This is a genomic window from Streptomyces sp. AM8-1-1 (genome assembly GCF_032229325.1).
In the GTDB taxonomy this organism is placed as follows: domain Bacteria; phylum Actinomycetota; class Actinomycetes; order Streptomycetales; family Streptomycetaceae; genus Streptomyces; species Streptomyces achmelvichensis.
On the sequence record NZ_CP135086.1, the window covers coordinates 3,222,183 to 3,242,513 of the forward strand.

General features: G+C 72.4%; 19 protein-coding genes. 9 read left to right on the plus strand and 10 right to left on the minus strand.

Going from position 1 to position 20,331, the window contains the following annotated elements:
* Positions 1-35 precede the first annotated feature (35 nt).
* Positions 36-2,507, minus strand: coding sequence for an MMPL family transporter (locus RPQ07_RS14460; protein WP_313948897.1), 2,472 nt, complete (start codon positions 2,505-2,507; stop codon positions 36-38).
* 159 nt (positions 2,508-2,666) lie between these two features.
* Here RPQ07_RS14460 and RPQ07_RS14465 point away from each other — a divergent pair, with 159 nt between their 5' ends.
* Together RPQ07_RS14465 and RPQ07_RS14470 are read left to right on the plus strand one after the other, a co-directional pair.
* Positions 2,667-3,353 carry a response regulator transcription factor gene (locus RPQ07_RS14465; RefSeq protein ID WP_313944554.1) on the plus strand — a complete coding sequence of 229 codons (687 nt, stop codon included), beginning with the start codon at positions 2,667-2,669 and terminating at the stop codon, positions 3,351-3,353.
* Positions 3,350-4,984, plus strand: a complete 1,635-nt coding sequence (locus RPQ07_RS14470) for a HAMP domain-containing sensor histidine kinase (protein ID WP_313944555.1) — start codon at positions 3,350-3,352, stop codon at positions 4,982-4,984. Before RPQ07_RS14465 ends, RPQ07_RS14470 begins: the two co-directional genes overlap by 4 nt.
* Positions 4,985-4,992: 8 nt before the next feature.
* Here RPQ07_RS14470 and RPQ07_RS14475 read toward each other — a convergent pair whose 3' ends face one another.
* Both RPQ07_RS14475 and RPQ07_RS14480 read right to left on the minus strand, forming a co-directional pair.
* Positions 4,993-6,315, minus strand: coding sequence for a metallophosphoesterase (locus tag RPQ07_RS14475; protein ID WP_313944556.1), 1,323 nt, complete (start codon positions 6,313-6,315; stop codon positions 4,993-4,995).
* Between the two features lie 11 nt (positions 6,316-6,326).
* Entirely contained in the window at positions 6,327-6,578 is a 252-nt protein-coding gene (locus RPQ07_RS14480) for an SCO4848 family membrane protein (RefSeq protein ID WP_313944557.1), read from the minus strand.
* Between the two features lie 121 nt (positions 6,579-6,699).
* Between RPQ07_RS14480 and RPQ07_RS14485 the strand changes: the two genes are divergently transcribed.
* On the plus strand, positions 6,700-7,908 hold the full coding sequence (locus RPQ07_RS14485) for a D-alanyl-D-alanine carboxypeptidase (RefSeq protein ID WP_328861533.1): 1,209 nt from the start codon (positions 6,700-6,702) through the stop codon (positions 7,906-7,908).
* Here RPQ07_RS14485 and RPQ07_RS14490 read toward each other — a convergent pair.
* The 4 genes from RPQ07_RS14490 to RPQ07_RS14505 are packed head-to-tail and all read right to left on the minus strand — an operon-like array spanning position 7,877 to position 10,734.
* A complete protein-coding gene (locus RPQ07_RS14490) occupies positions 7,877-8,809 on the minus strand; it encodes a YihY/virulence factor BrkB family protein (RefSeq protein WP_313944559.1) in 933 nt (310 codons plus the stop codon). The two genes, RPQ07_RS14485 and RPQ07_RS14490, sit on opposite strands and share 32 nt — an antisense overlap.
* Positions 8,797-9,222 carry a GtrA family protein gene (locus tag RPQ07_RS14495; RefSeq protein ID WP_313944560.1) on the minus strand — a complete coding sequence of 142 codons (426 nt, stop codon included), beginning with the start codon at positions 9,220-9,222 and terminating at the stop codon, positions 8,797-8,799. The genes RPQ07_RS14490 and RPQ07_RS14495 overlap by 13 nt, the downstream gene beginning before the upstream one ends.
* Complete coding sequence (locus tag RPQ07_RS14500) at positions 9,219-10,160, minus strand: decaprenyl-phosphate phosphoribosyltransferase (protein WP_313944561.1); 942 nt, start codon at positions 10,158-10,160, stop codon at positions 9,219-9,221. The genes RPQ07_RS14495 and RPQ07_RS14500 overlap by 4 nt, the downstream gene beginning before the upstream one ends.
* Positions 10,153-10,734: a phosphatase PAP2 family protein gene (locus RPQ07_RS14505; protein ID WP_313944562.1), complete on the minus strand. Its 582-nt coding sequence runs from the start codon at positions 10,732-10,734 to the stop codon at positions 10,153-10,155. The genes RPQ07_RS14500 and RPQ07_RS14505 overlap by 8 nt, the downstream gene beginning before the upstream one ends.
* Before the next feature lie 151 nt (positions 10,735-10,885).
* On the opposite strand from RPQ07_RS14505, the gene RPQ07_RS14510 reads away from it, so the two are divergent.
* Positions 10,886-12,268, plus strand: a complete 1,383-nt coding sequence (locus RPQ07_RS14510) for an FAD-binding oxidoreductase (protein ID WP_313944563.1) — start codon at positions 10,886-10,888, stop codon at positions 12,266-12,268.
* A 97-nt stretch (positions 12,269-12,365) separates the two neighbouring features.
* Entirely contained in the window at positions 12,366-13,121 is a 756-nt protein-coding gene (locus RPQ07_RS14515; protein WP_313944564.1) for a decaprenylphospho-beta-D-erythro-pentofuranosid-2-ulose 2-reductase, read from the plus strand.
* 49 nt (positions 13,122-13,170) lie between these two features.
* Here the strand turns inward: RPQ07_RS14515 and RPQ07_RS14520 are convergent, their stop codons facing one another.
* On the minus strand, positions 13,171-13,767 hold the full coding sequence (locus tag RPQ07_RS14520; RefSeq protein ID WP_313944565.1) for a 2'-5' RNA ligase family protein: 597 nt from the start codon (positions 13,765-13,767) through the stop codon (positions 13,171-13,173).
* 149 nt (positions 13,768-13,916) lie between these two features.
* Positions 13,917-14,930, minus strand: coding sequence for a tryptophan--tRNA ligase (trpS, locus tag RPQ07_RS14525; RefSeq protein ID WP_313944566.1), 1,014 nt, complete (start codon positions 14,928-14,930; stop codon positions 13,917-13,919).
* Between the two features lie 46 nt (positions 14,931-14,976).
* On the opposite strand from trpS, the gene RPQ07_RS14530 reads away from it, so the two are divergent.
* The 3 genes from RPQ07_RS14530 to RPQ07_RS14540 all read left to right on the plus strand — a co-directional run bounded on the left by RPQ07_RS14530 (position 14,977) and on the right by RPQ07_RS14540 (position 17,439).
* Positions 14,977-15,591: a sigma-70 family RNA polymerase sigma factor gene (locus tag RPQ07_RS14530; RefSeq protein ID WP_313944567.1), complete on the plus strand. Its 615-nt coding sequence runs from the start codon at positions 14,977-14,979 to the stop codon at positions 15,589-15,591.
* Positions 15,584-16,444 carry a hypothetical protein gene (locus RPQ07_RS14535; protein ID WP_313944568.1) on the plus strand — a complete coding sequence of 287 codons (861 nt, stop codon included), beginning with the start codon at positions 15,584-15,586 and terminating at the stop codon, positions 16,442-16,444. The genes RPQ07_RS14530 and RPQ07_RS14535 overlap by 8 nt, the downstream gene beginning before the upstream one ends.
* A gap of 257 nt (positions 16,445-16,701) precedes the next feature.
* Positions 16,702-17,439, plus strand: coding sequence for a hypothetical protein (locus RPQ07_RS14540; protein WP_313944569.1), 738 nt, complete (start codon positions 16,702-16,704; stop codon positions 17,437-17,439).
* Between the two features lie 40 nt (positions 17,440-17,479).
* Here RPQ07_RS14540 and glyA read toward each other — a convergent pair whose 3' ends face one another.
* Entirely contained in the window at positions 17,480-18,742 is a 1,263-nt protein-coding gene (glyA, locus tag RPQ07_RS14545; protein WP_313944570.1) for a serine hydroxymethyltransferase, read from the minus strand.
* A 393-nt stretch (positions 18,743-19,135) separates the two neighbouring features.
* Here glyA and rocD point away from each other — a divergent pair, with 393 nt between their 5' ends.
* Positions 19,136-20,329, plus strand: a complete 1,194-nt coding sequence (rocD, locus tag RPQ07_RS14550; protein WP_413777835.1) for an ornithine--oxo-acid transaminase — start codon at positions 19,136-19,138, stop codon at positions 20,327-20,329.
* Positions 20,330-20,331 lie beyond the last annotated feature (2 nt).

Here is a 20,331-nt window from a genome sequence, read left to right on the forward strand (position 1 = left end):
TCGCCCGACCGCCGGGCGAGGAGCCGGGGCCCGCCTCAGCGGCTCGCGCCCACCTCTGTCAGCACCACGTCGTGGACCAGCGCATCGCCGCCGATCATGATGTGGCGCGCCCAGGGTTCGTGCGCACCCGCGGTCACGGCCAGCAGATACGCGCCGCCCGACGGCGCGGACAGGATGTACGAGCCGTCGGCCAGGGACGTGACCCGGTCGACCTGGCGTCCTCCCGTCGAGACGAGGGTGAGCACCACGTCCGCGACGGCTTCGCCGTCCGGTGCACGGACGAATCCGTACACGACCGACCCGGACTCCTCGACCGGCGCCCCGACTCGGGGACCGGGCACGGCGGATTCCGTCTCCCGGCCGTCCGCGTGGACCGGGCCGGGCTCCTGAGCCTCTTCCTTGGGTTCCACCGCGAGATGGGGCAGCCGCTTCTCCAGGCCCGTGGGCAGCCACCAGTTGGAGCGCCCGAGCAGATGCATCGCGGCCGGTACCAGCGCGGTGCGCAGGATGAACGCGTCCAGGGCCACGGCCGCCGCCAGCCCGATGCCGGCCATGGCGCCCTCCATGTCGCCGCTGAGGACGAAGGCGCTGAAGACGCAGATCATGATCAGGGCGGCGCAGTTGATGACCCGGCTGGTCTCGGCGAGACCGACCCGGACGGCCCGTGCGTTGTCCTTCGTGTGCACCCATTCCTCGTGCATCCGGCTGACCAGGAACACCTGGTAGTCCATCGAGAGGCCGAAGAGCAGGGACAGCATGATGACCGGCAGGAACGCGGTGATCGGGCCCTCCTTGCCGACGCCGAGAGCCTCCGCTCCCCAGCCCCACTGGAAGACGGCGACCAGGACGCCGAAGGACGCGGCGGCCGCGATCAGGTTCATCACGGCGGCGGTGAGCGGGACGACCAGGGAGCGGAAAGCGATGAGCAGCAGCAGGAAGCCCAGCGCGATGATCGCCCCGATGAAGTAGGGCAGCCGGTCGCCGGTCACGGCCGCGAAGTCCTTGAAGACCGCGGTGACTCCGCCGACATGGACCGTCTCGCCGGACTGCGGGACGACCTCGTCGCGCAAGGTGTCGATCAGCCGGTCCGTCGCCTCGGACTGCGGTGAGGTCGTCGGTACGACGTTGATCACCGTCACGTCGGAGCCGGGCGGCGAGGGCATCGCGGCCACCTGGGCGACCCCCTCCGTGGCGCGCACCCGTTCCACGAGCGCCTGGACCGCGGCCGGTCCGGCGTCCTCGGCCACCAGTTGGAGCGGCCCGTTGAAGCCGGGGCCGAAGCCCTCGGCCAGCAGGTCGTACGCCTCGCGCGTGGTGGTGTCCTCCTGGTGGTTGCCCTGGTCGGTCGCGCCGAGGCGGAGCGACAGCACCGGAACGGCGAGCGCGGCCATCACGACGACCGCGACCAGCGCGATGGACTTCGGGCGCTTCTGCACGGACATGGACCAGCGGGCGGCCGCGCCGCGGGCCTCGACCGGCTCGGGACCCTCGGCCGCGAGCCGCCGGCGCTGCCGCCGGCTCAGCACCCGCTCGCCCAGCACGCCGAGCAGGGCCGGCAGCAGCGTCACTGCCGCCAGCACGCTGAGGACGACCGTGAGCGAGGTGGCGATCACGACACCGTCGAGGAAGCGCATGTTCATCACGAGCATGCCGGCGAGCGCGATGCAGACCGTGCCGCCCGCGAACAGCACCGCGCGGCCCGAGGTATTGAGGGCGGTGACCGCCGCTTCCTCGGGGTCCATACCCCGCAGCACACCCTTGCGGTGGCGCGTGACGATGAACAGGGCGTAGTCGATGCCGACCCCGAGGCCGATCAACGAGCCGAGCAGCGGCGCCACTTCGGGTACGTCCGTGACATGGCTGAGCAGCGTCGTCGACAGCATTCCGGTGCCGACGCCGAACACGGCCACGACCAGCGGGAGGGACATCGCGAACAGCGAGCCGAAAGCGAGGAACAGGACGATCGCCGCGGCGCCGAGGCCGACGAGTTCGGCCGTGCCGGTCGGCGGTTCCTGGATCCGGGTGATCGCCTGCCCGCCGAGTTCGACCTGGAGGCCGTCCCGGCGGGCCTCGCCCGCGGTGTCGACGACGTCCTGGACCAGCTCCTTCGGTACGGCGTTGGCCTGTTCGGCGAAGGTGACCTGCGCGTAGGCCGTGCGCCCGTCCTCGCTGATCTGAGCCGCGCCCGCCCCGGTGTACGGGCTCGCGACCTCGCCGACCCCCTTCATACCCGCGATCTCCTTGAGCGCGGGGTCGAGCCGCTCCCGTACCGCCGCATCGCGCACCGAACCCTCGGAGACCCGCCACACCACGGTGTTGGGGTCGCCTGAGCGCTGCGGGAAGGCCTCGACCATCAGGTCGAGTGCCTGCTTGGAGTCGGTGTCCGGGAGGCTGAAGTTGTCGGAGTAGTCGGTGCCCGCCGTGCTGCCGGCCGCCCCCAGGCCGAACAGCAACCCCACCCACAGCACCACGACCACCAGCCGGTGCCGGTAGCACCACCGCGCCAATGCCGCCACGATCTCTGCCCCTTCGTCGATCCGTCTCCCCCGGGCCGGACTTCAGAATCGACCGCGGACCCGGTCCGTGGTGCGGCGCGGCCATGACTCTCAAGGAACTCCAAGACAGCGGCCCGCCCCCCGCACGGGGTTCGCGCCGATACTGAGGTCATGGACCACGAGGGAGCGACCGTGCTGGTCGTCGAGGACGAGCCGAGCATCGCCGACGTCCTCGCCATCGCACTGCGTTACCACCGTTTTGAGGTGATTACGGCGGGAAGCGTACGGCAGGCGCGGCAGTCGGCCGGACAGACGCGCCCCGATGTGGCGCTGCTCGATGTGATGCTTCCGGACGGCGACGGCCGGGTGCTGGCACGCGAGTTGCGCGAGCGGTACCCCGAGACGGCCGTCGTCTTCGTCACCGCGCGGGACGCCCCGGCGGAGATCGTGGGCGCCCTCGGCTACGGCGACGACTACATCACCAAGCCCTTCAACGTCGACGAGGTGGTGGCCCGGATCAGCGCCGTCCTGCGCCGCACCCGGCCCGCCGACGTGCTGCCGGTACGGCCGCCGCTGCGCTACGGGGACCTGGAACTGGACGACGCGACCTGCGCCGTACGCCGGGCCGGCCGCTCGGTGCAGCTCACCCCCACCGAGTACGCGCTGCTGCGCTTCCTCGTCCGCAACGGGGGCCGCATCGTCCCCAAGGACCAACTGCTGCGCCACGTCTGGCAGTACGAGCACCAGGCGGAATCGACGGTGGTGGAGACGTACATCAGCTATCTGCGCCGCAAGCTCGACCCGCTCGGTCCGCCACTGATCACCACCCGCCGAGGCATCGGATACGGACTCGCATGAGGCGCCTGCTGCGGGCGGGGGCCCGGCACACCCGGCGCCACGGCATCCACTCGCTGCGCGCCAAGCTCACGATCGTCAACGTCGCCCTGCTCGCCCTCGGCATAGCGGCCGCCACCGCCGTCAGTCTCATGGGCATGCGGCACTATCTGCTCGACCGGGTGGACAACGAACTGCTCGGCAGCCGCAATGCCATCCAGCGCACCGGATTCACCCAGAAGGAGGTCGACTCGCTCAGCGCGATCAGCGCCCTCATGGAGGAGTTCGCGCCGGGGAACGGCGAGCGGAGCCCGCTCCCGGGCTCGGAGACGGTCTTCGTCGCCCTCGACGCACAGCACCGGCCCATCGCCCTGGCGAAGATCCCGCCGACCCGTCGGCAGGTCGAACTCGCCGATGCCGTCCGCGATCCGGTCGCCTACGCCGACTCCGCCGCGGTGCACGACGTGCGGGTGGGCGGCGATCCGCACCGCGCGGTCGGGTCCCGCCTCGCCGACGGCACCATCGTCCTGATGGCCACCGACACGGGCGCCGTGCACTCCGGCGTCAAGAAGGCGCTGAAGCTCGATCTCGCCTTCGGCACCTTCCTGTTGGTGCTGCTCGCGCTGCTGACCATGCTCGGCGCGCAGCACCGGCTGCGGCCGCTGGAGGACATGGTGGAGACGGCCTCGGCGATCGCGGAGGGCGATCTGACCCGTCGGGTGCCCGCGGGCCGCGATCCCGTCACCGAGACGGAACAGCTGCGGGTCGCCCTCAACTCCATGCTCCACCAGGTGGAATCGGCCTTCGAGACCCGCGAGCACAGCGCCGCCCAGCTGCGCCGGTTCGTCGCCGACGCCTCGCACGAGCTGCGGACCCCGCTCGCCGCGATCCGCGGCTATCTCCAGCTCTACGACAAGGGGATGCTGCGCGAACCCGCCGACCGGACCCGGGCGCTCGCCCGGATGACGGCCGAGGCGGACCGGATGGGCCGGCTCGTCGAGGAGCTGCTCACCCTGGCCCGGCTGGATCAGCAGCCGCGGCCGCGGATGTGCACGGTCGACATGAGCCGGCTGGTGCGCGACGCGGCGGACGACCTGCGGGCACAGCAGCCGGAACGTCCGCTCACCGTGCGGGCCGAGGGGTCGGTGACCGTACGGGGCGACGAGGCGGGACTGCGCCAGGTCATCGGCAATCTGCTGGCCAATGTGCGCGCCCATACGCCGGACGATGCGCCGGTCACGGTGGAGCTGAGGCGGGAGGAGGACGACGGACGCGGCCCGGGCGCCGTGCGGCTGAGGGTCGAGGACGAGGGACCGGGCATGGCGGCCGCGGACGCGGACCGTGTCTTCGACCGCTTCTTCCGGGCCGCGGGCGAGGCCGACGCGTCGTCGCGGCGGCCGCCGGGCAGCGGTCTCGGCATGGCGATCGTGCAGGCGGTGGTCACCGCGCACGGCGGCGCGGTGACGGTGCTGACCGCGCCGGGCGAGGGGCTGACGGTGAACGTCGAACTCCCGGCGGCGGCGACAGGGGCGGCCACGCCCGCGCCCCGCTCGGCGGTGGAGCCGTACACCGGGGCGGAGACGAAGGACGTCGGTGTGAAGAAGACGGGAGCGGGCCGGGACAGCGCACCCGGTCAGGGCGCCGGGGCCGGCTGAGCCGGAGGCTACGCCTGCCGGGACGCGAGCTGGACGACCGTGATGTCGGAGGGCGCCCCGACCCGCACCGGCGGGCCCCAGGCACCCGCGCCCCGGGTCACGTACAGCTGCGTGTCGCCGTAGCGCTCCAGCCCGGCGACGGTCGGATTGGCGAGCTCGGCCAGGTAGTTGCCGGGCCAGAGCTGACCGCCGTGGGTGTGGCCGGAGAGCTGGAGGTCGACGCCGTGCTCGACGGCGTCGTGGATGACCACCGGCTGGTGCGCGAGGAGGACGGACGCGCGGCTGCGGTCCCGGTCGCCGAGCGCCTTGCCGAAGTCCGGCCCGTCGCCCTCGCTCTCGCCCGCGACGTCGTTGACCCCGGCGAGGTCGAAGCCCGCGATCTCGACGCGCTGGTTCTCCAGGGGGCGCAGCCCGAGTTCGCGGACGTGGTCGACCCATTCGCCGGCGCCGGAGAAGTACTCGTGGTTGCCGGTCACGAAGAAGGAGCCGTGCCGGGCCTTGAGCTGCGCGAGCGGTTCGGCGGCGGGGCCGAGGTCGGCCACGCTGCCGTCCACCAGGTCGCCGACGACGGCGACCAGATCGGGTGACGTGCGGTTGATGGTGTCGACGATGCGCTGCGTGTGGGCCCGTCCGAGGACGGGTCCGAGGTGGATGTCGCTGACGACGGCGATCCTGAAGCCGTGGACACCGCGGGGCAGCTTGGCCAGCGGCACGGTCACCCGGGTGACCCGCGGGCCGCGCAGCACTCCGTACGTCCCGTAACCGACGGTCCCGAGAGCGGCCGCGGCGGCTCCACCGCCCACGACCCGCGAGACGAACAGTCGCCGGGACACCTGTCGTTGCGCGGGCGCGGCGGGCTCGTCCGCGGAGCTCGTGGACTGCGCTGCGGGCGTCTCGGCCGCTGGGCCGTTCGGCGCGGCGGTTCCGGACTCCGGTGCCGGCGCGTCGGCGGCTCCCGCGGGAACGGTGTGCAGCGACGGCTCGGGCGCGGCCACGGCCGGCTCCGCCGGCGACGGCGAGCCCCGGCGCAGCCACACGGCCCGTACGACCTCACCCACCAGCAGCGCCAGCACCAGGTACAGCAGCACCGCCAGCCACAGATAGCCCGGCCACGCGAGGACGCTCTCCAGCCACAGCGGCGCCCCGGCGCGCCCGGACATCAGCGCGCCCAGGGACAGCAGCGGGAGCACCCACATCACGACGGTGCCGATGCGGCGTGCACGGCCCCGGCCCGCGGTCGTGTCGCGCACGAGCCTGCTCCACACATAGCGGTGCACGCCCGCGAGCAGGGCGATCACCGCGATCGCCACCAGCACGAAGACCACGACCACGGACTGCTCCTCTATCCCTTGTGTGCCTCGCGCCGCAAAGCGCGGACAGCACGCAACCCGATCACTCCGACGACCGTCCCCAGAAGCAAGGACGTCAAGGCGAGCAGCAGATGCACCCAGAAGTAAGCCGTCGGGTCACCCGCGTCGTCGAAGGCGAGACCGCTGCCGTCCGCCCACAGGTTTTTGACGAAGGTGACCCAGATGAACCAGCTCCACACCCCGAAAGCGAGCAGGAACCAGGAGACGGGGCGGCTGAGCTTCATGCACCCAGTATCGCGGGCGTGGTCCGGCCGGGTTCTCCGGGGTGGGCTGTCCTGGCGGTCTTCCCGGCGCGCCTCCGGGACGATAAGCATATTTTCTGTAGCTCCCTGTACGTTCTCGTCTGTGTCCGCTCTGAAGAAGACCGCGCTGACGGTCACCGCCGCCTCGTTGCTGCCCGTGCTCCTCGCCGTGCCCGCCTCGGCCGGCACCACCGACGGCAAGGCCACCAGGAAGCAGCCGAATCCGCCGGCCTCCATGTCGACCGTCGGCGGCCCGCAGCTCGGCAGGGCGGGCACCCAGGTCAGCCTCGGACCGGGCGCACCCGTGCTGCCGAACGAGGTCACCGGCCGGTCCTGGATCGTCGCGGACGCGGAGAGCGGCGACGTCCTCGCCTCGCACAACGCGCACTGGCGGCTGCCCCCGGCGTCCACGCTCAAGATGCTCTTCGCCGACACCGTGCTGCCGAAGCTCCCCAAGACCGAGGCGCACAAGGTCACCCAGGCCGAGCTCGCGGACGTCGGCGAGGGCAGCAGCCTCGTCGGGGTCAAGGAGGAGCACGCGTACACGGTGCACGACCTGTGGCTCGGCGTCTTCCTGCGCTCCGGCAACGACGCGGTGCACGTCCTGTCCGCGATGAACGGCGGTGTCCCCAAGACCGTCGAGGACATGCAGGCGCACGCCGACGAGCTCCAGGCGCTCGACACCCACGTCGTCTCGCCCGACGGCTACGACGCCGAGGGCCAGGTCTCGTCCGCGTACGACCTCACGCTCATCGCCCGCAGCGGGATGCAGAAGAAGGACTTCCGCGAGTACTGCTCCACGGCACGCGCCAAGTTCCCCGGCGGGGTCACGGCGGGCAAGCGCGACTACTTCGAGATCCAGAACACCAACCGGCTGCTCACCGGTGAGTCCGGGGTCTCCCCGTACCAGGGCATGGCGGGGGTCAAGAACGGCAACACCACGCACGCCGGCGCCACGTTCACCGGTGTCGCCGAGCGCAACGGCAAGGTGCTGCTCGTCACCGTCATGAACCCGGACTCCGAGGAGAGCCAGGCCGTCTACAAGGAGGCCGGACGGCTGCTCGACTGGGGCTTCGCGGCGGCCGGGAAGGTCCGGCCCGTCGGTGAACTGGTCCCGCCGAGGTCCGCCGCCCCCGAGGACTCCCCCCAGGTCGAGCCCGCGAGCAACGGCGCACCCGCGAAGGCGTCCGCCGCTGCGGACGAGGGCTCCGGCGGCGTCGGTACGGCGCTCGCCGTGGTCGGCGGTCTGCTCGTGGTGCTGGCGGCGGGGGTCTTCCTGGTCAACCGCCAGTGGCCGCTGCGCCGTCGGTAGCGGCGCCGCCGGGACCCTCTGAGGAGGACGACTCGGCGGCAGGTGACTGCTCCTTGCTCGGCGTCGCGGTCCACGCGGCGCAGAACAGGAGCAGCTTCGCCGAGAAGTTGATCCACAGCAGCAGGGCGATGGGGACGCCGAAGGCGCCGTACATACTCCTCGACGCGACACCCTGGATGTAGCCGCTGAGCAGCAGCTTCAGCAGTTCGAAGCCGATCGCGCCGATGAGCCCGGCGACCACCAGGCGACGGCGCGGAGGGTGCACTCCCGGAAGCAGCGTCAGCAGGTAGAGCAGCAGCAGGAAGTTGGCGACGCCGGCGATGGCGATGGCGGCGACCTGAAGCAGCACGCCCTCGGCGCCGCCGTCCTCGATACCGATCTGCTTCGCCGTCCAGCCGACGGTCGTGGAACCGAGCGCCGACGCGGCGAAGGAGGCGAGGGCGGTCGCGCCGAGGCCGAGGAGCACGACGCCGTCCTTGACCTTGCGGACGACGGGGTTGTCGTCGTCCTCGTCGTCCACCTCCCACACGGCCCGCAGACAGTCCCGCAGCGAGCCGACCCAGCCGATACCGGTGAGCAGCAGCAGCGCGCCCGCGACCAGTCCGACCGTGCCCGCGTTGTCGACCAGCGCGTTGATGTCGAGCTGGTCGGAGATGCCGGGGACCTGGTCACCGATCTTGTCCTCCAGCTTGCCCAGCTGCTCCTTGCTGAGCAGGGCGGCACCGATCGCCGCGGCCACGGTGATCAGCGGGAAGAGGGCCAGAAAGCTGATGAAGGTGATCGCGGCGGCCAGCCGGGCCCAGTGCACCCGGTCGAGCGTCTCGTACGAGCGCCAGGCGTGGGTCTGCATCAGCCGGGCCATCAGGGGCCCGATGACGGGGAGCTTGGTCAGCCAGTCCATGGCGTACGCCTACCCTCCACGCGGAACACCAGCGTCCGGGCCCCCCAGAATCGCAGGCAGGTGGCCAGGACCATCCCGACACCGAGCCCGGAGACGAGGTCCGCGCGCGCCGAGGTCAGCCCTAGGCCGTGGTGCGAGACCGCGAGGCAGAGCAGTTGGACGACCGCGCCGGCGACATTGACGCCGAAGAACGCGGCGTACTCCCGCAGGCGCAGGCTCCGGCGCCGGTAGGTCCCGAAGGCGTTGCCGAGGTAGGCGATCGTGCAGCCGGCGAGGAACGAGACCGACTTCGCGGTCAGGGGTCCCCAGTCGCCGGGGCCGCGCAGCAGGGTGAAGAGCGCCACGTCGGCCGCGTACGCACCCCCTCCGACGAGGATGAACGAGGCCGCCTCCGGCCAGGGGACGCGTTTCACAGGTCGGCGACCGCCAGTCCGTACATCGCGGCCCACACCAGGCCGATGACGGCCAGCGGCCGGTCCCGCAGCACCACGTCCTCGGGTGCGCCGGCCGTGCCGCGGTCGGCGAAGACCGCGTACCGCAGCACCGCCATGATGAAGGCGATCATCGACAGCTGCCGCCAGGGCAGCAGCGCCGACGCGGCCACACCGCCGCTCTCCAGGGCCCACAGGCAGTAGGCGAGGACGGCGACACCGGCGGCGAGCTGCCAGACGAAGCGCAGATAGCCGGTCGTGTACTCGGTGAGCAGCGCCCGGGTCGCGCCCTTGCTGTCGGCCAGCTGCACGGCTTCGGAGTAGCGCTTCGCCGCGACCATGAACAGGGCGCCGAAGCCGGTGGTGATCAGGAACCAGCGCGAGAGCGGGATGCCGAGCGCGACCCCGCCGATCATCGCGCGCATCAGGAACCCGGTGGTGACGACGGCCAGGTCGACGACGAGCACGTGCTTGAGCCAGATGCAGTAGGCGAGTTGCATCGAGAGATACGCGGTCAGCAGGGCGCCGGTCATGGGGGTGCACAGGGCGGCGGCTCCGCCGACGGCGGTGCCGGCGAGCACGGCGCCCACGGTGTACGCGACGGGCACCGGGACCTCGCCCGCCGCGACGGGGCGGCGGCACTTCACCGGATGGGCACGGTCGGCGTCCGCGTCCCGGGCGTCGTTGATCAGATAGACAGCTGCCGCGGCGGCGGTGAACAGGACGAAGACGACGGCCAGTTGTCCGGCCGCGTGCGGGGAGTCCAGTTGGCCGGCGGCGGCGGGCGCGGCCACCACGAGCACGTTCTTGATCCACTGCCGGGGCCGGGCGGTCCTGAGCAGTCCGACCGGCAGGCTCACGGCCCGCGGCGGCGACGGTTTCCGGGGCCGCTCCAGCAGCGCGGTACCGGGCTCAGACATGGCACCGGCCCCTCGGACGTCCGGCGGCGCGGGCCCCCGTGAAGCCGGGCGACGCGGCGCCGCCCGCCCACCGGGCCCCGGCGCGCGCGGCCAGCCCGCCGAGTACCGCGCCCGCCGCGATGTCCGTCGGGTAGTGGACGCCGGCGACCAGGCGCGAGACGCACATCGCGGCGGCCAGCGGTGGCGCCAGCCGGCGGGCCGCGGGGAGCAGTGCGCCGAAGGCCACGGCGGCGGCCGCGGCCGACGCGGCGTGCGAGCTGGGGAAGGAGTGCCGGCCCAGGGTGTGCACGAGGGGGCGGTGCGAGGGGAGTTCGGGGCGGGGCCTGCGGACGACGTGTTTGACGCCCATGCTCGCCAGGTGGGCCCCGCCGACCACGGCCGTGGCGCGCAGCCAGCGCCCGCGCCGTTCCGGGTCGGCCGCCGCGCCGGTGAGACCGGCGGCGAGCCACAGCGCGGCGTGCTCCCCGGCTAGGGAGAGCGCGCGTACGGCGACCGCGACGCCCGGTCGTCCCCCGTACGCGCGCATCGCTGCCAACAGCCTTCGGTCGGCGGCCGCGCAGTCGACGTATCTCATTCGCCACCCCTTCTCCTGAGCCAGGGGGGACTCTTCTTGGCGACCGGCCGAGTTTCACGCTCATCTTTGATGACACTCGTTTAATCACCCATTTCGGCGCGTCCGTTAGGTCTGCGGAAAACAGGGCATTTACGGCTATACGGTCCGGGGTATGGCTGCCGACACCCGTCCTTCCGCCGCCGGTCCCGGTGGCACCTTCGTGTCCGTCACCGGCTGGGGGCGTACGGCCCCGACGACCGCGTTCGTGCTGCGGCCACGCACCGCCGACGAGGCCGCCGCGGCCGTACGGGACTGGGGCACCCGCGGCGGGATCGCCCGCGGGCTCGGCAGGGCGTACGGCGACGCGGCGCAGAACGCGGGCGGCTCGGTCCTCGACATGACCGCCCTGGACCGCATCCGCTCCGTCGACGCCGACACGGGTGTCGTGGTGTGCGACGCGGGGGTGAGCCTGCACCGGCTGATGGAGGTGCTGCTGCCGCTCGGCTGGTTCGTACCGGTGACGCCGGGGACCCGGCAGGTCACCGTCGGCGGAGCGATCGGCGCCGATATCCACGGCAAGAACCACCACGTCAGCGGCTCCTTCGCCCGCCATGTCGACGCGGCGGACCTGCTCACCGCGGACGGCGCGGTCCACACGGTGCGGCCCGGCACCGAACTCTTCGACGCGACCGCGGGCGGTATGGGCCTGACGGGGGTGATCCTCTCGGCGACCCTCCGGCTGCACCGCGTCGAGACGTCGCTGATGTCCGTCGACACCGAACGGGCCGCCGATCTGGACGACTTGATGGCCCGGCTCACCGCCACCGACCACCGCTACCGCTACTCGGTCGCCTGGATCGACCTGCTCGCCCGCGGCCGGGCACTGGGACGCTCCGTGCTCACCCGCGGCGAGCACACCCCGCTGGACGCACTGCCGGCGCGCGCCCGCCACGCACCGCTCGCGTTCCGCCCCGGACGGCTGCCCGGCCCGCCCCGCTTCGTACCGCCCGGCCTGCTCACCCGCGCCACGGTCGGCCTCTTCAACGAGCTCTGGTACCGCAGGGCGCCCCGGCTCCGCCTCGGTGAGCTGCAGAAGCTCTCCTCCTTCTTCCACCCGCTGGACGGCGTACCGCACTGGAACCGGATCTACGGCCGCGGCGGATTCGTGCAGTACCAGTTCGTGGTCGGGCACGGGCAGGAGGAGACGCTGCGCCGGATCGTGCGGCGGATCGCACGGCGCGGCTGCCCCTCGTTCCTCGCGGTGCTCAAACGGTTCGGCGAGGGGGACGCCGGGTGGCTGTCCTTCCCGATGGCCGGCTGGACGCTCGCGCTCGACATCCCCGCGGATCTGCCCGGCCTCGGCGCCTTCCTGGACGAACTCGACGACGAGGTCGCCGGGGCGGGCGGACGGGTCTATCTCGCCAAGGACTCCCGGCTGCGGCCGGAGCTGCTGGCCGGCATGTACCCGCGGCTGGCCGACTTCCGCGCGCTGCGCGCACAGCTGGACCCCCACGGCGTGTTCGCCTCCGACCTCTCACGCCGCCTCACGCTCTGACCCTGCCCCCACCCCCGGCCCGGCTCCGCCTCGCCCCCCGACTCCCGCCCCCGGTCCACCAGCCGGGGCTCTCCACCGCTCGTAAGGAGCACCGCTCATGAAGGACGCCTTCGGCGCACCGCAGTCCCTGCTCGTCCTCGGCGGCACCTCGGAGATCGGCCAGGCCGTGGCCCGCCGGCTGATCGCCCGGCGCACCCGTACGGTCTGGCTGGCGGGCCGCCCCTCCCCCGACCTCGAAGCCGCCGCGGACGGACTGCGCCGGCTCGGCGCCGACGTCCGCACCGTCGCCTTCGACGCCCTCGACCCCGCCCTGCACGAACAGGTGCTGGGCAAGGTCTTCGCGGAGGGCGACATCGACATGGTGCTGCTCGCCTTCGGCGTCCTCGGCGACCAGGCGAACGACGAGGCCGACCCGCCGGCGGCGGTCCGGGTCGCGCAGACCAACTACACGGGCGCCGTCTCGGCCGGCCTCGTGTGCGCGGCCGCCCTGCAGAACCAGGGGCACGGCTCCCTGGTGGTCCTCTCCTCGGTGGCCGGCGAGCGCGCCCGGCGCGCCAACTTCATCTACGGCTCCAGCAAGGCCGGCCTGGACGTCTTCACCCAGGGACTGGGCGACGCGATGTACGGGACGGGGGTCCATGTGATGGTCGTCCGCCCCGGCTTCGTCAGGACGAGGATGACGGCCGGGCTGCCCGAGGCGCCGCTGGCCACCACGCCCGAGGCCGTCGCGCTGGCCGTCGAGCAGGGGCTGCGGCGCAGGGCGGAGACGGTGTGGGTGCCCGGAGCGCTGCGGCTGGTGATGTCGGCGCTGCGGCATGTGCCGCGCCCGCTGTTCCGCCGACTGCCGCTGTGAGCGGAGCGCCTGCGGGGCTTCGTCAGGGCGGGACGGCGGGTCGGCCGGGTCAGGACGTGGCGGCCGAGGGAGCCGTCGCCGGCTCGTCCACCGGAGTGCACTGGGCGGGCACGGAGGCGATGCCGCCCCCGAAGGCGTACTCGTGGAGCTTGCGCCACACGCCGTCCTCGCCCTGCTCGTACAGCGCGAAGGAGGCACAGGTCCAGGCGGCCTCGAAGTCGGCCAGCTCCGCGTACGCCCGGTCCATCGCCTCTTCCGCGATGCCGTGCGCGACGGTGACGTGCGGGTGGTACGGGAACTGGAGCTCGCGCACCAGCGGACCGGAGGCGTCCCGCACCCGCTTCTGGAGCCAGGAGCAGGCCGCGGCGCCCTCGGCGATCTGGACGAAGACGACGGGCGAGAGCGGCCGGAACGTGCCCGTGCCCGACAGCCGCATCGGGAACGGCCTGCTCGCCGTCGCGACCTCGGTGAGGTGCGCCTCGATCGCCGGCAGGGTCGCCGGGTCGGCCTCGGTGGGCGGCAGCAGGGTGACGTGCGTGGGAATGCCGTGCGCGGCGGGATCCCCGAAGCCCGCGCGCAGCTCCTGGAGCAGGCTGCCGTAAGGCTCCGGGACCGCGATCGAAACGCCGAGCGTTACGGTCCCCACGTCGTTCTCCTCACATGTCGTCTCAGTTGTCGTTTGTGTCCGCACTCGCCAGTGTGGCGGCTCCACCGCATGTGTGGCCAGAGGCCTTGGACACACTCGGCCACGGGCACGAGGTCCCGCCACCGGACGGCCGGTGGCGGGAGGCGGTCTCAGTGCTTCGCGGGCAGGAAGCCCACCCGGTCGAATGCCGCGGCCAGCGTCTCTGCTGCCACGGCCCGCGCCTTCTCCGCACCCTTGGCCAGGATCGAGTCCAGCGTCTCGGGGTCGTCCAGATATTCCTGGGTCCGGGTGCGGAACGGAGTGACGAACTCCACCATCACGTCGGCGAGGTCGGTCTTGAGCGCTCCGTACCCCTTGCCCTCGTACTTCCGCTCCAGCTCGCTCACCGTCGTGCCGGTGAGCGTGGAGTAGATGGTGAGGAGATTGCTGACGCCGGGCTTCTCCACGCTGTCGAAACGGATCACCGTGTCGGTGTCCGTGACCGCGCTGCGGACCTTCTTGGCGGTCGCCTTCGGCTCGTCGAGCAGGTTGATCAGGCCCTTGGGCGTGGACGCCGACTTGCTCATCTTGATCGTCGGGTCCTGGAGGTCGTAGATCTTCGCGACCTCCTTGACGATGTGCGGAGCCGGAACGGTGAACGTCTGGCCGAAGCGGCCGTTGAAGCGCTCGGCGAGGTCACGGGTGAGCTCGATGTGCTGGCGCTGGTCCTCGCCGACCGGGACGGCGTCCGCCTGGTACAGCAGGATGTCCGCGACCTGGAGGATCGGGTACGTGAACAGGCCGACGGTGGCGCGGTCGGCGCCCTGCTTGGCGGACTTGTCCTTGAACTGCGTCATCCGGGAGGCCTCACCGAAGCCGGTCAGGCAGTTCATGATCCAGCCGAGCTGGGCGTGCTCGGGCACGTGGCTCTGGATGAACAGGGTGCAGCGCTCGGGGTCGAGACCGGCGGCGAGCAGCTGGGCCGCGGCGAGGCGGGTGTTCGCCCGCAGCTCGGCCGGGTCCTGCGGCACGGTGATCGCGTGCAGGTCGACGACCATGTAGAACGCGTCGTGGGTCTCTTGCAGCGCCACGTACTGGCGGATCGCTCCCAGGTAGTTCCCGAGGTGGAACGAACCGGCGGTCGGCTGAATGCCGGAGAGCGCGCGAGGTCGGGGTGAGGCCATGTTCATCATTCTCTCAGGTGCGGAACCGAACTCCGCCCGCCGGTGTATGAAAGGTGTGAGGACGCGGGAGGGGACCCTGGAGGGGGGCCGCATCGTCGTTGACGAGGGGGCCGTGATCGCGCGGGTGCGCGCCGGAGAGCCGGAGGCGTACGCGGAGCTGGTGCGCGCCCACACGGCGGTCGCGCTCCGGGCCGCCGTGGCCTTCGGCGCGGGCGCGGACGCCGAGGACGTGGTGCAGAGCGCCTTCCTCAAGGCGTACCAGGCGCTGGGGCGGTTCCGGGACGGCGCCGCGTTCCGGCCGTGGCTGCTGCGGATCGTGGTCAATGAGACCAGGAACACCGTGCGCACGGCGGTCCGGCTGCGGGCGCTCGCCGGGCGCGAGGCGCTGCTGCTGGGTTCCGAACCGCTGATACCGGAGTCGGCCGACCCGGCGCTGGCGGCCGTGGCGGACGAGCGGCGCTCGCTGCTGCTGGCGGCGCTGGACGAGCTGGGCGAACAGCAGCGCCAGGTCGTGGTCTGCCGCTATCTGCTGGAGATGGACGAGGCGGAGACGGCTCAGGCACTGGGCTGGCCGCGGGGGACGGTGAAGTCCCGGCTGAACCGGGCGCTGGCCAGGCTCGGGAAGCTCATCGGCGGGAAGGGAGGTGAGGAGCATGAGTGAGGACGGGCGCGGGAGAGCGGGCGGCGGCCGGGAGGCGGAGCGGGAGTCCCTGGCGGAGGAGCTGCGCGAGGCCGGTCGCGGGATCCGGGTCCCTGACGTGTCCGGCGAGACGATGGCGGAGCGGGTGCTGGCGCAGCTCCTCGCCGAGGCGGTGCCGACGCCCGCCCCCGCCGGCCTCGGGACGCGGCTGCGCGGCTGGACACACCGCCGGTGGCGGGCGCTGACCGTGGTGCTCTCCGGGGTGCTGGTGGTCCTGGTGCTCACGCCACCGGTGCGGGCGGCGGTCGCGGACTGGTTCGGCTTCGGCGGGGTGGACGTGCGGTACGACCCGTCGGCACCGCCGCTGGGGGACGCGCAGCCGCCCTGGTGCGCCGAGGCCGTGCCGCAGGCCGAGGCCGAGCGGCGGGCGGGTGTCCGGGCGCTGGTGCCGCCCGGGCTGGGCACACCGGACGCCGTCTCGGTCGTGGCGGGACCGGCGGGCCGCTCGGTGATCTCGATGTGCTGGAGGGAGCGGGGGCGGACGGTCCGGCTGGATCAGTTCCCGGCGGCGCTGGACCTCGGTTATGCCAAGCAGGCGCGGCTGATGCCCGAGTGGGTGACGCTGGCCGACGGCACGGGGCTGTGGTTCGAGGAGCCGCATCTGCTGCGGTTCGGGATGACCGACGCACGCGGCGAGCAGTGGACACAGGCCGAGCGGACGGCGGGGCCGACGCTGCTGTGGACGACCGCGGGCGGGCGGACGACGCTGCGGCTGGAGGGCGTGGCGGCACTGGCACGGGCGAAGGAGATCGCGGAGTCGGTGGCCGGGGCGTGGGAGTCGGCGGAGCCGCGGGAGCCTTCCGGGTCGGGGTAGCGGTCAGAGTCGGGGCGGGTTGGGGCCGGTGCGCCCTGGGCGGGCCGGGCCATGCGCTGCGGGGGCGCGGGGTTCCGGGTGTCCGGGGCCCCCTGGTCCGGGGGTCCGCGGGTCCGGGGGTCCGGAGGCCCCTGGGTCCGCGGGTCCGGGGGTCCGGGAAAAGTGGCCGGTCACGAACGGGAACCTGGCGGGGCCGGGCGGTGTACCAGAGGTGACACGGTGCGGAGGGGCCGTATCCGGTGTCGGCTGGGGGAAGTATGCGACTGCTACGACGACTTGCCGCGCTGGCGACGGTGCTGGCGCTGAGCTGGGTCTTCGCTCCGAGCGCGGTGGCGGGCGGCCCGACGAGCGTGCTGGTCACCTCGCCCGAGAGCGGCGAGACCGCCTCGCTCTACAACAGCGACGCGGAGTACGGCAGCCTGCTGAAGCTGCTGGGCGAGGGGCCGACCAAGGGGCAGACGGACCGGCCGCCGTCGCTGGACATGGCGCTCGGGACCCGGCAGATCACTGTGACCTGGATGATCCACGACGTGCAGCCGTGGCGGGTGGACCAGGTCTATCCGGGCGACCGGGCGGGCCTGGTCTGGATCCATACGGCGACGAACCTGGAGACGCGCCAGGGGTACTGGCACCAGGCACGGCAACCGGCCGAACTGACCGCCCTGTTCACGAAGCTGGGCCTGATGGGCGAGAAGACCAGCGGGGCGGGAGTGGCCCAGTTCCCGCCGGCCCGGGACGGGGAACAGCAGCCGGCGCCGGAGCCCGCGGAGGAGCCGGCGGAAGCGGCAGGCGCCGGGTCGGCGGCGGCGCCGGCCGCCGCCGCGCGCACCTCGGACGGCACCGAAGGCTGGTGGTGGGCGATACCGGGGCTCGTGGGCGGGGCGGTGCTGGCGCTGGTCCTGCGGCCGGTGATCTCCCGCCTCCCGCGCCCGCCGTTCGGGCGGGGCGACGGGACGCGGGAGACCGGACCGCGGCAGCAACTACTGGACGGCTGACGGGATCATCGCGGCCGAAGGGACCGGCACGGGGCCGGACTCAGCCCGCCAGACCGGGTGCGGGGTGGGCGGACATCAGCTCGGCGACCTCGGAGCGGATCGTGGCCAGCGCTTGCTCGTCCTCCTTGCCGGCCGCGGTCACGCCCCGGTCGATCCAGTCGGCGACGGCCGCCATGTGCTCGGTGCCGAGACCGCGCGAGGTGAGGGACGGGGTGCCGATGCGGATGCCGGAGGGGTCGAACGGCTTCCTCGGGTCGTACGGCACGGTGTTGTAGTTGACGACGATCCCGGCCCGGTCGAGGGCCTTGGCGGCCACCTTGCCGGGCACCTCCTTGGGCGTGAGGTCCATCAGGATCAGATGGTTGTCGGTGCCGCCGGAGACCAGGTCGAAGCCGCGGTCGAGCAGGGCTTCGGCGAGTGCCCGGGCGTTGGCGACGACGGACTGCGCGTAGGTGCGGAAGGAGGGCTGGGACGCCTCGTGGAGGGCGACCGCGATGGCGGCGGTGGTCTGGTTGTGCGGGCCGCCCTGGAGACCGGGGAAGACCGCCTTGTCCAGGGCCTTGGCGTGCTCCTCGCGGGACATCAGCATGGCGCCGCGGGGCCCGCGCAGGGTCTTGTGGGTGGTCGTGGAGATCACGTCGGCGTGCGGCACGGGTGAGGGGTGCGCGCCGCCCGCGATGAGGCCGGCGATATGGGCGACATCGGCCACCAGGACGGCGCCGCACTCGCGGGCGATCTCCGCGAACGCCGGGAAGTCGATCGTGCGGGGCAGGGCGGTGCCACCACAGAAGATGATCTTCGGGCGTTCCTTCAGGGCGAGTTCGCGCACCTCGTCGAAGTCGATGAGGCCGGTGTCCTGGCGTACGCCGTACTGCACACCGCGGAACCACTTCCCGGTCGCGGAGACACCCCAGCCGTGGGTGAGGTGGCCGCCCATCGGCAGGGCCATGCCCATCACGGTGTCCCCGGGCTCCGCGAAGGCGAGGTAGACCGCGAGGTTGGCCGGGGAGCCGGAGTAGGGCTGGACGTTGGCGTGTTCGACGCCGAAGAGGGCCTTGGCGCGGGCGACGGCGAGGCGCTCGACCTGGTCGATGACCTGCTGGCCCTCGTAGTAGCGGCGGCCGGCGTAGCCCTCGCTGTACTTGTTCTGGAGCACCGTGCCCGAGGCCTCCAGCACGGCGGCGGAGACGTAGTTCTCACTGGGGATGAGGCGCAGGGTTTCGGCCTGGAGCTGCTCCTCCGCTCCGACGAGCGCGGCGAGTTCCGGGTCGGTGGCGGAGAGTGCGGGGTGGGGCAGGGTCATGGTTTCCTCCGGGGTCACTGGGTGTCCCGGGGTGCGACTCGGGCTCCCCCACCGGAGGCAGGGGCGGGCGGCACCCACTGGGGAATGGGTCGCCGGGGTACCCAGGCGGGCGGCACCTCGTCTGCTCCTGCGCGCACGACTCCCTCGGGGTCGGTTCCCCGCTCGCCAGTCGCCGTGCGTACCACCAACCTTAATGCTCGCTCGCCACAGCAAGGTTTCTTCGTCCATGATGCGAGCGACGATAGAAACAGGGGCATCACGCGGACGCCCACGGAAAAACAACCACTGGACAACAACCGCTGTCGGTCCCCCGGCCCCTCCGGCCGCCAGCCCGCACCCCGCGCCGGCCGGACGCCTTGTCTCTACCCGAACGGAGATCCCGTGTCTGTATCGATGAGTGCCATTGCCTCCGCCGAGGCGCACAGCGCGCACAACTACCACCCGCTTCCCCTCGTCGTCGCCTCGGCGGACGGCGCGTGGATGACCGATGTCGAGGGACGCCGTTATCTCGACATGCTCGCCGGGTATTCGGCGCTCAATTTCGGCCACGGAAACCGACGTCTGATCGACGCGGCCAAGGCGCAGCTGGAGAGGGTCACCCTCACCTCGCGTGCCTTCCACCACGACCGGTTCGCCGACTTCTGCACGCAGCTCACTGAGCTGTGCGGCATGGAGATGGTGCTGCCGATGAACACCGGCGCCGAGGCGGTGGAGACCGCCGTGAAGACCGCCCGCAAGTGGGGCTACCGGGTCAAGGGCGTGCCGGACAACACGGCGAAGATCGTCGTCGCGGCCGACAACTTCCACGGCCGTACGACGACGGTGATCAGTTTCTCGACCGACCCGGAGGCACGGGCCGACTTCGGTCCGTACACCCCCGGCTTCGAGATCGTTCCCTACGGCGACCTCGCCGCGATGGAAGCGGCGCTCACCGACAACACCGTGGCCGTGCTGCTCGAGCCGATCCAGGGCGAGGCGGGCGTGCTCGTGCCGCCGCCCGGCTACCTCGCCGGTGTCCGCCGGCTCACCACCGAGCGGAACGTCCTGTTCATCGCCGACGAGATCCAGTCCGGCTTGGGCCGCACCGGCAAGACCTTCGCCTGTGAGCACGAGGGCGTCGTGCCGGACATGTACGTCCTCGGCAAGGCGCTGGGCGGCGGTGTGGTGCCGGTGTCCGCGGTCGTCTCGTCCCGTGACGTCCTCGGCGTGTACCGGCCCGGGGAGCACGGCTCCACGTTCGGCGGCAACCCGCTGGCGTGCGCGGTGGCCCTGGAGGTGATCGCGATGCTGCGCACCGGCGAGTACCAGCAGCGCGCCACCGAGCTGGGCGATCATCTCCACCACGAGCTGGGCCTGTTGACGGGCTCCGGAGCGGTGGAGGCCGTCCGTGGACGCGGACTGTGGGCGGGCGTCGACATCGTCCCCGCCCACGGCACCGGCCGGGAGATCTCCGAGAAGCTGATGGACCGCGGGGTGCTGGTCAAGGACACCCACGGCTCCACCATCCGCATCGCCCCGCCCCTGGTGATCAGCAAGGAGGACCTGGACTGGGGCCTCGACCAGCTGCGGGCCGTGCTGAGCGCCTGACC

What these genes read in the sequence shown, in the direction of transcription:
- RPQ07_RS14465 (WP_313944554.1), top strand. Translation starts at nt 2,667, where the DNA reads ATGGACCACGAGGGAGCGACCGTGCTGGTCGTCGAGGACGAGCCGAGC.
- RPQ07_RS14470 (WP_313944555.1), top strand. Translation starts at nt 3,350, where the DNA reads ATGAGGCGCCTGCTGCGGGCGGGGGCCCGGCACACCCGGCGCCACGGC.
- RPQ07_RS14480 (WP_313944557.1), bottom strand. Translation starts at nt 6,578, where the DNA reads ATGAAGCTCAGCCGCCCCGTCTCCTGGTTCCTGCTCGCTTTCGGGGTG.
- RPQ07_RS14490 (WP_313944559.1), bottom strand. Translation starts at nt 8,809, where the DNA reads ATGGACTGGCTGACCAAGCTCCCCGTCATCGGGCCCCTGATGGCCCGG.
- RPQ07_RS14500 (WP_313944561.1), bottom strand. Translation starts at nt 10,160, where the DNA reads ATGTCTGAGCCCGGTACCGCGCTGCTGGAGCGGCCCCGGAAACCGTCG.
- RPQ07_RS14505 (WP_313944562.1), bottom strand. Translation starts at nt 10,734, where the DNA reads ATGAGATACGTCGACTGCGCGGCCGCCGACCGAAGGCTGTTGGCAGCG.
- RPQ07_RS14510 (WP_313944563.1), top strand. Translation starts at nt 10,886, where the DNA reads ATGGCTGCCGACACCCGTCCTTCCGCCGCCGGTCCCGGTGGCACCTTC.
- RPQ07_RS14515 (WP_313944564.1), top strand. Translation starts at nt 12,366, where the DNA reads ATGAAGGACGCCTTCGGCGCACCGCAGTCCCTGCTCGTCCTCGGCGGC.
- trpS (WP_313944566.1), bottom strand. Translation starts at nt 14,930, where the DNA reads ATGGCCTCACCCCGACCTCGCGCGCTCTCCGGCATTCAGCCGACCGCC.
- RPQ07_RS14530 (WP_313944567.1), top strand. Translation starts at nt 14,977, where the DNA reads ATGAAAGGTGTGAGGACGCGGGAGGGGACCCTGGAGGGGGGCCGCATC.
- RPQ07_RS14535 (WP_313944568.1), top strand. Translation starts at nt 15,584, where the DNA reads ATGAGTGAGGACGGGCGCGGGAGAGCGGGCGGCGGCCGGGAGGCGGAG.
- RPQ07_RS14540 (WP_313944569.1), top strand. Translation starts at nt 16,702, where the DNA reads ATGCGACTGCTACGACGACTTGCCGCGCTGGCGACGGTGCTGGCGCTG.
- glyA (WP_313944570.1), bottom strand. Translation starts at nt 18,742, where the DNA reads ATGACCCTGCCCCACCCCGCACTCTCCGCCACCGACCCGGAACTCGCC.
- rocD (WP_413777835.1), top strand. Translation starts at nt 19,136, where the DNA reads ATGAGTGCCATTGCCTCCGCCGAGGCGCACAGCGCGCACAACTACCAC.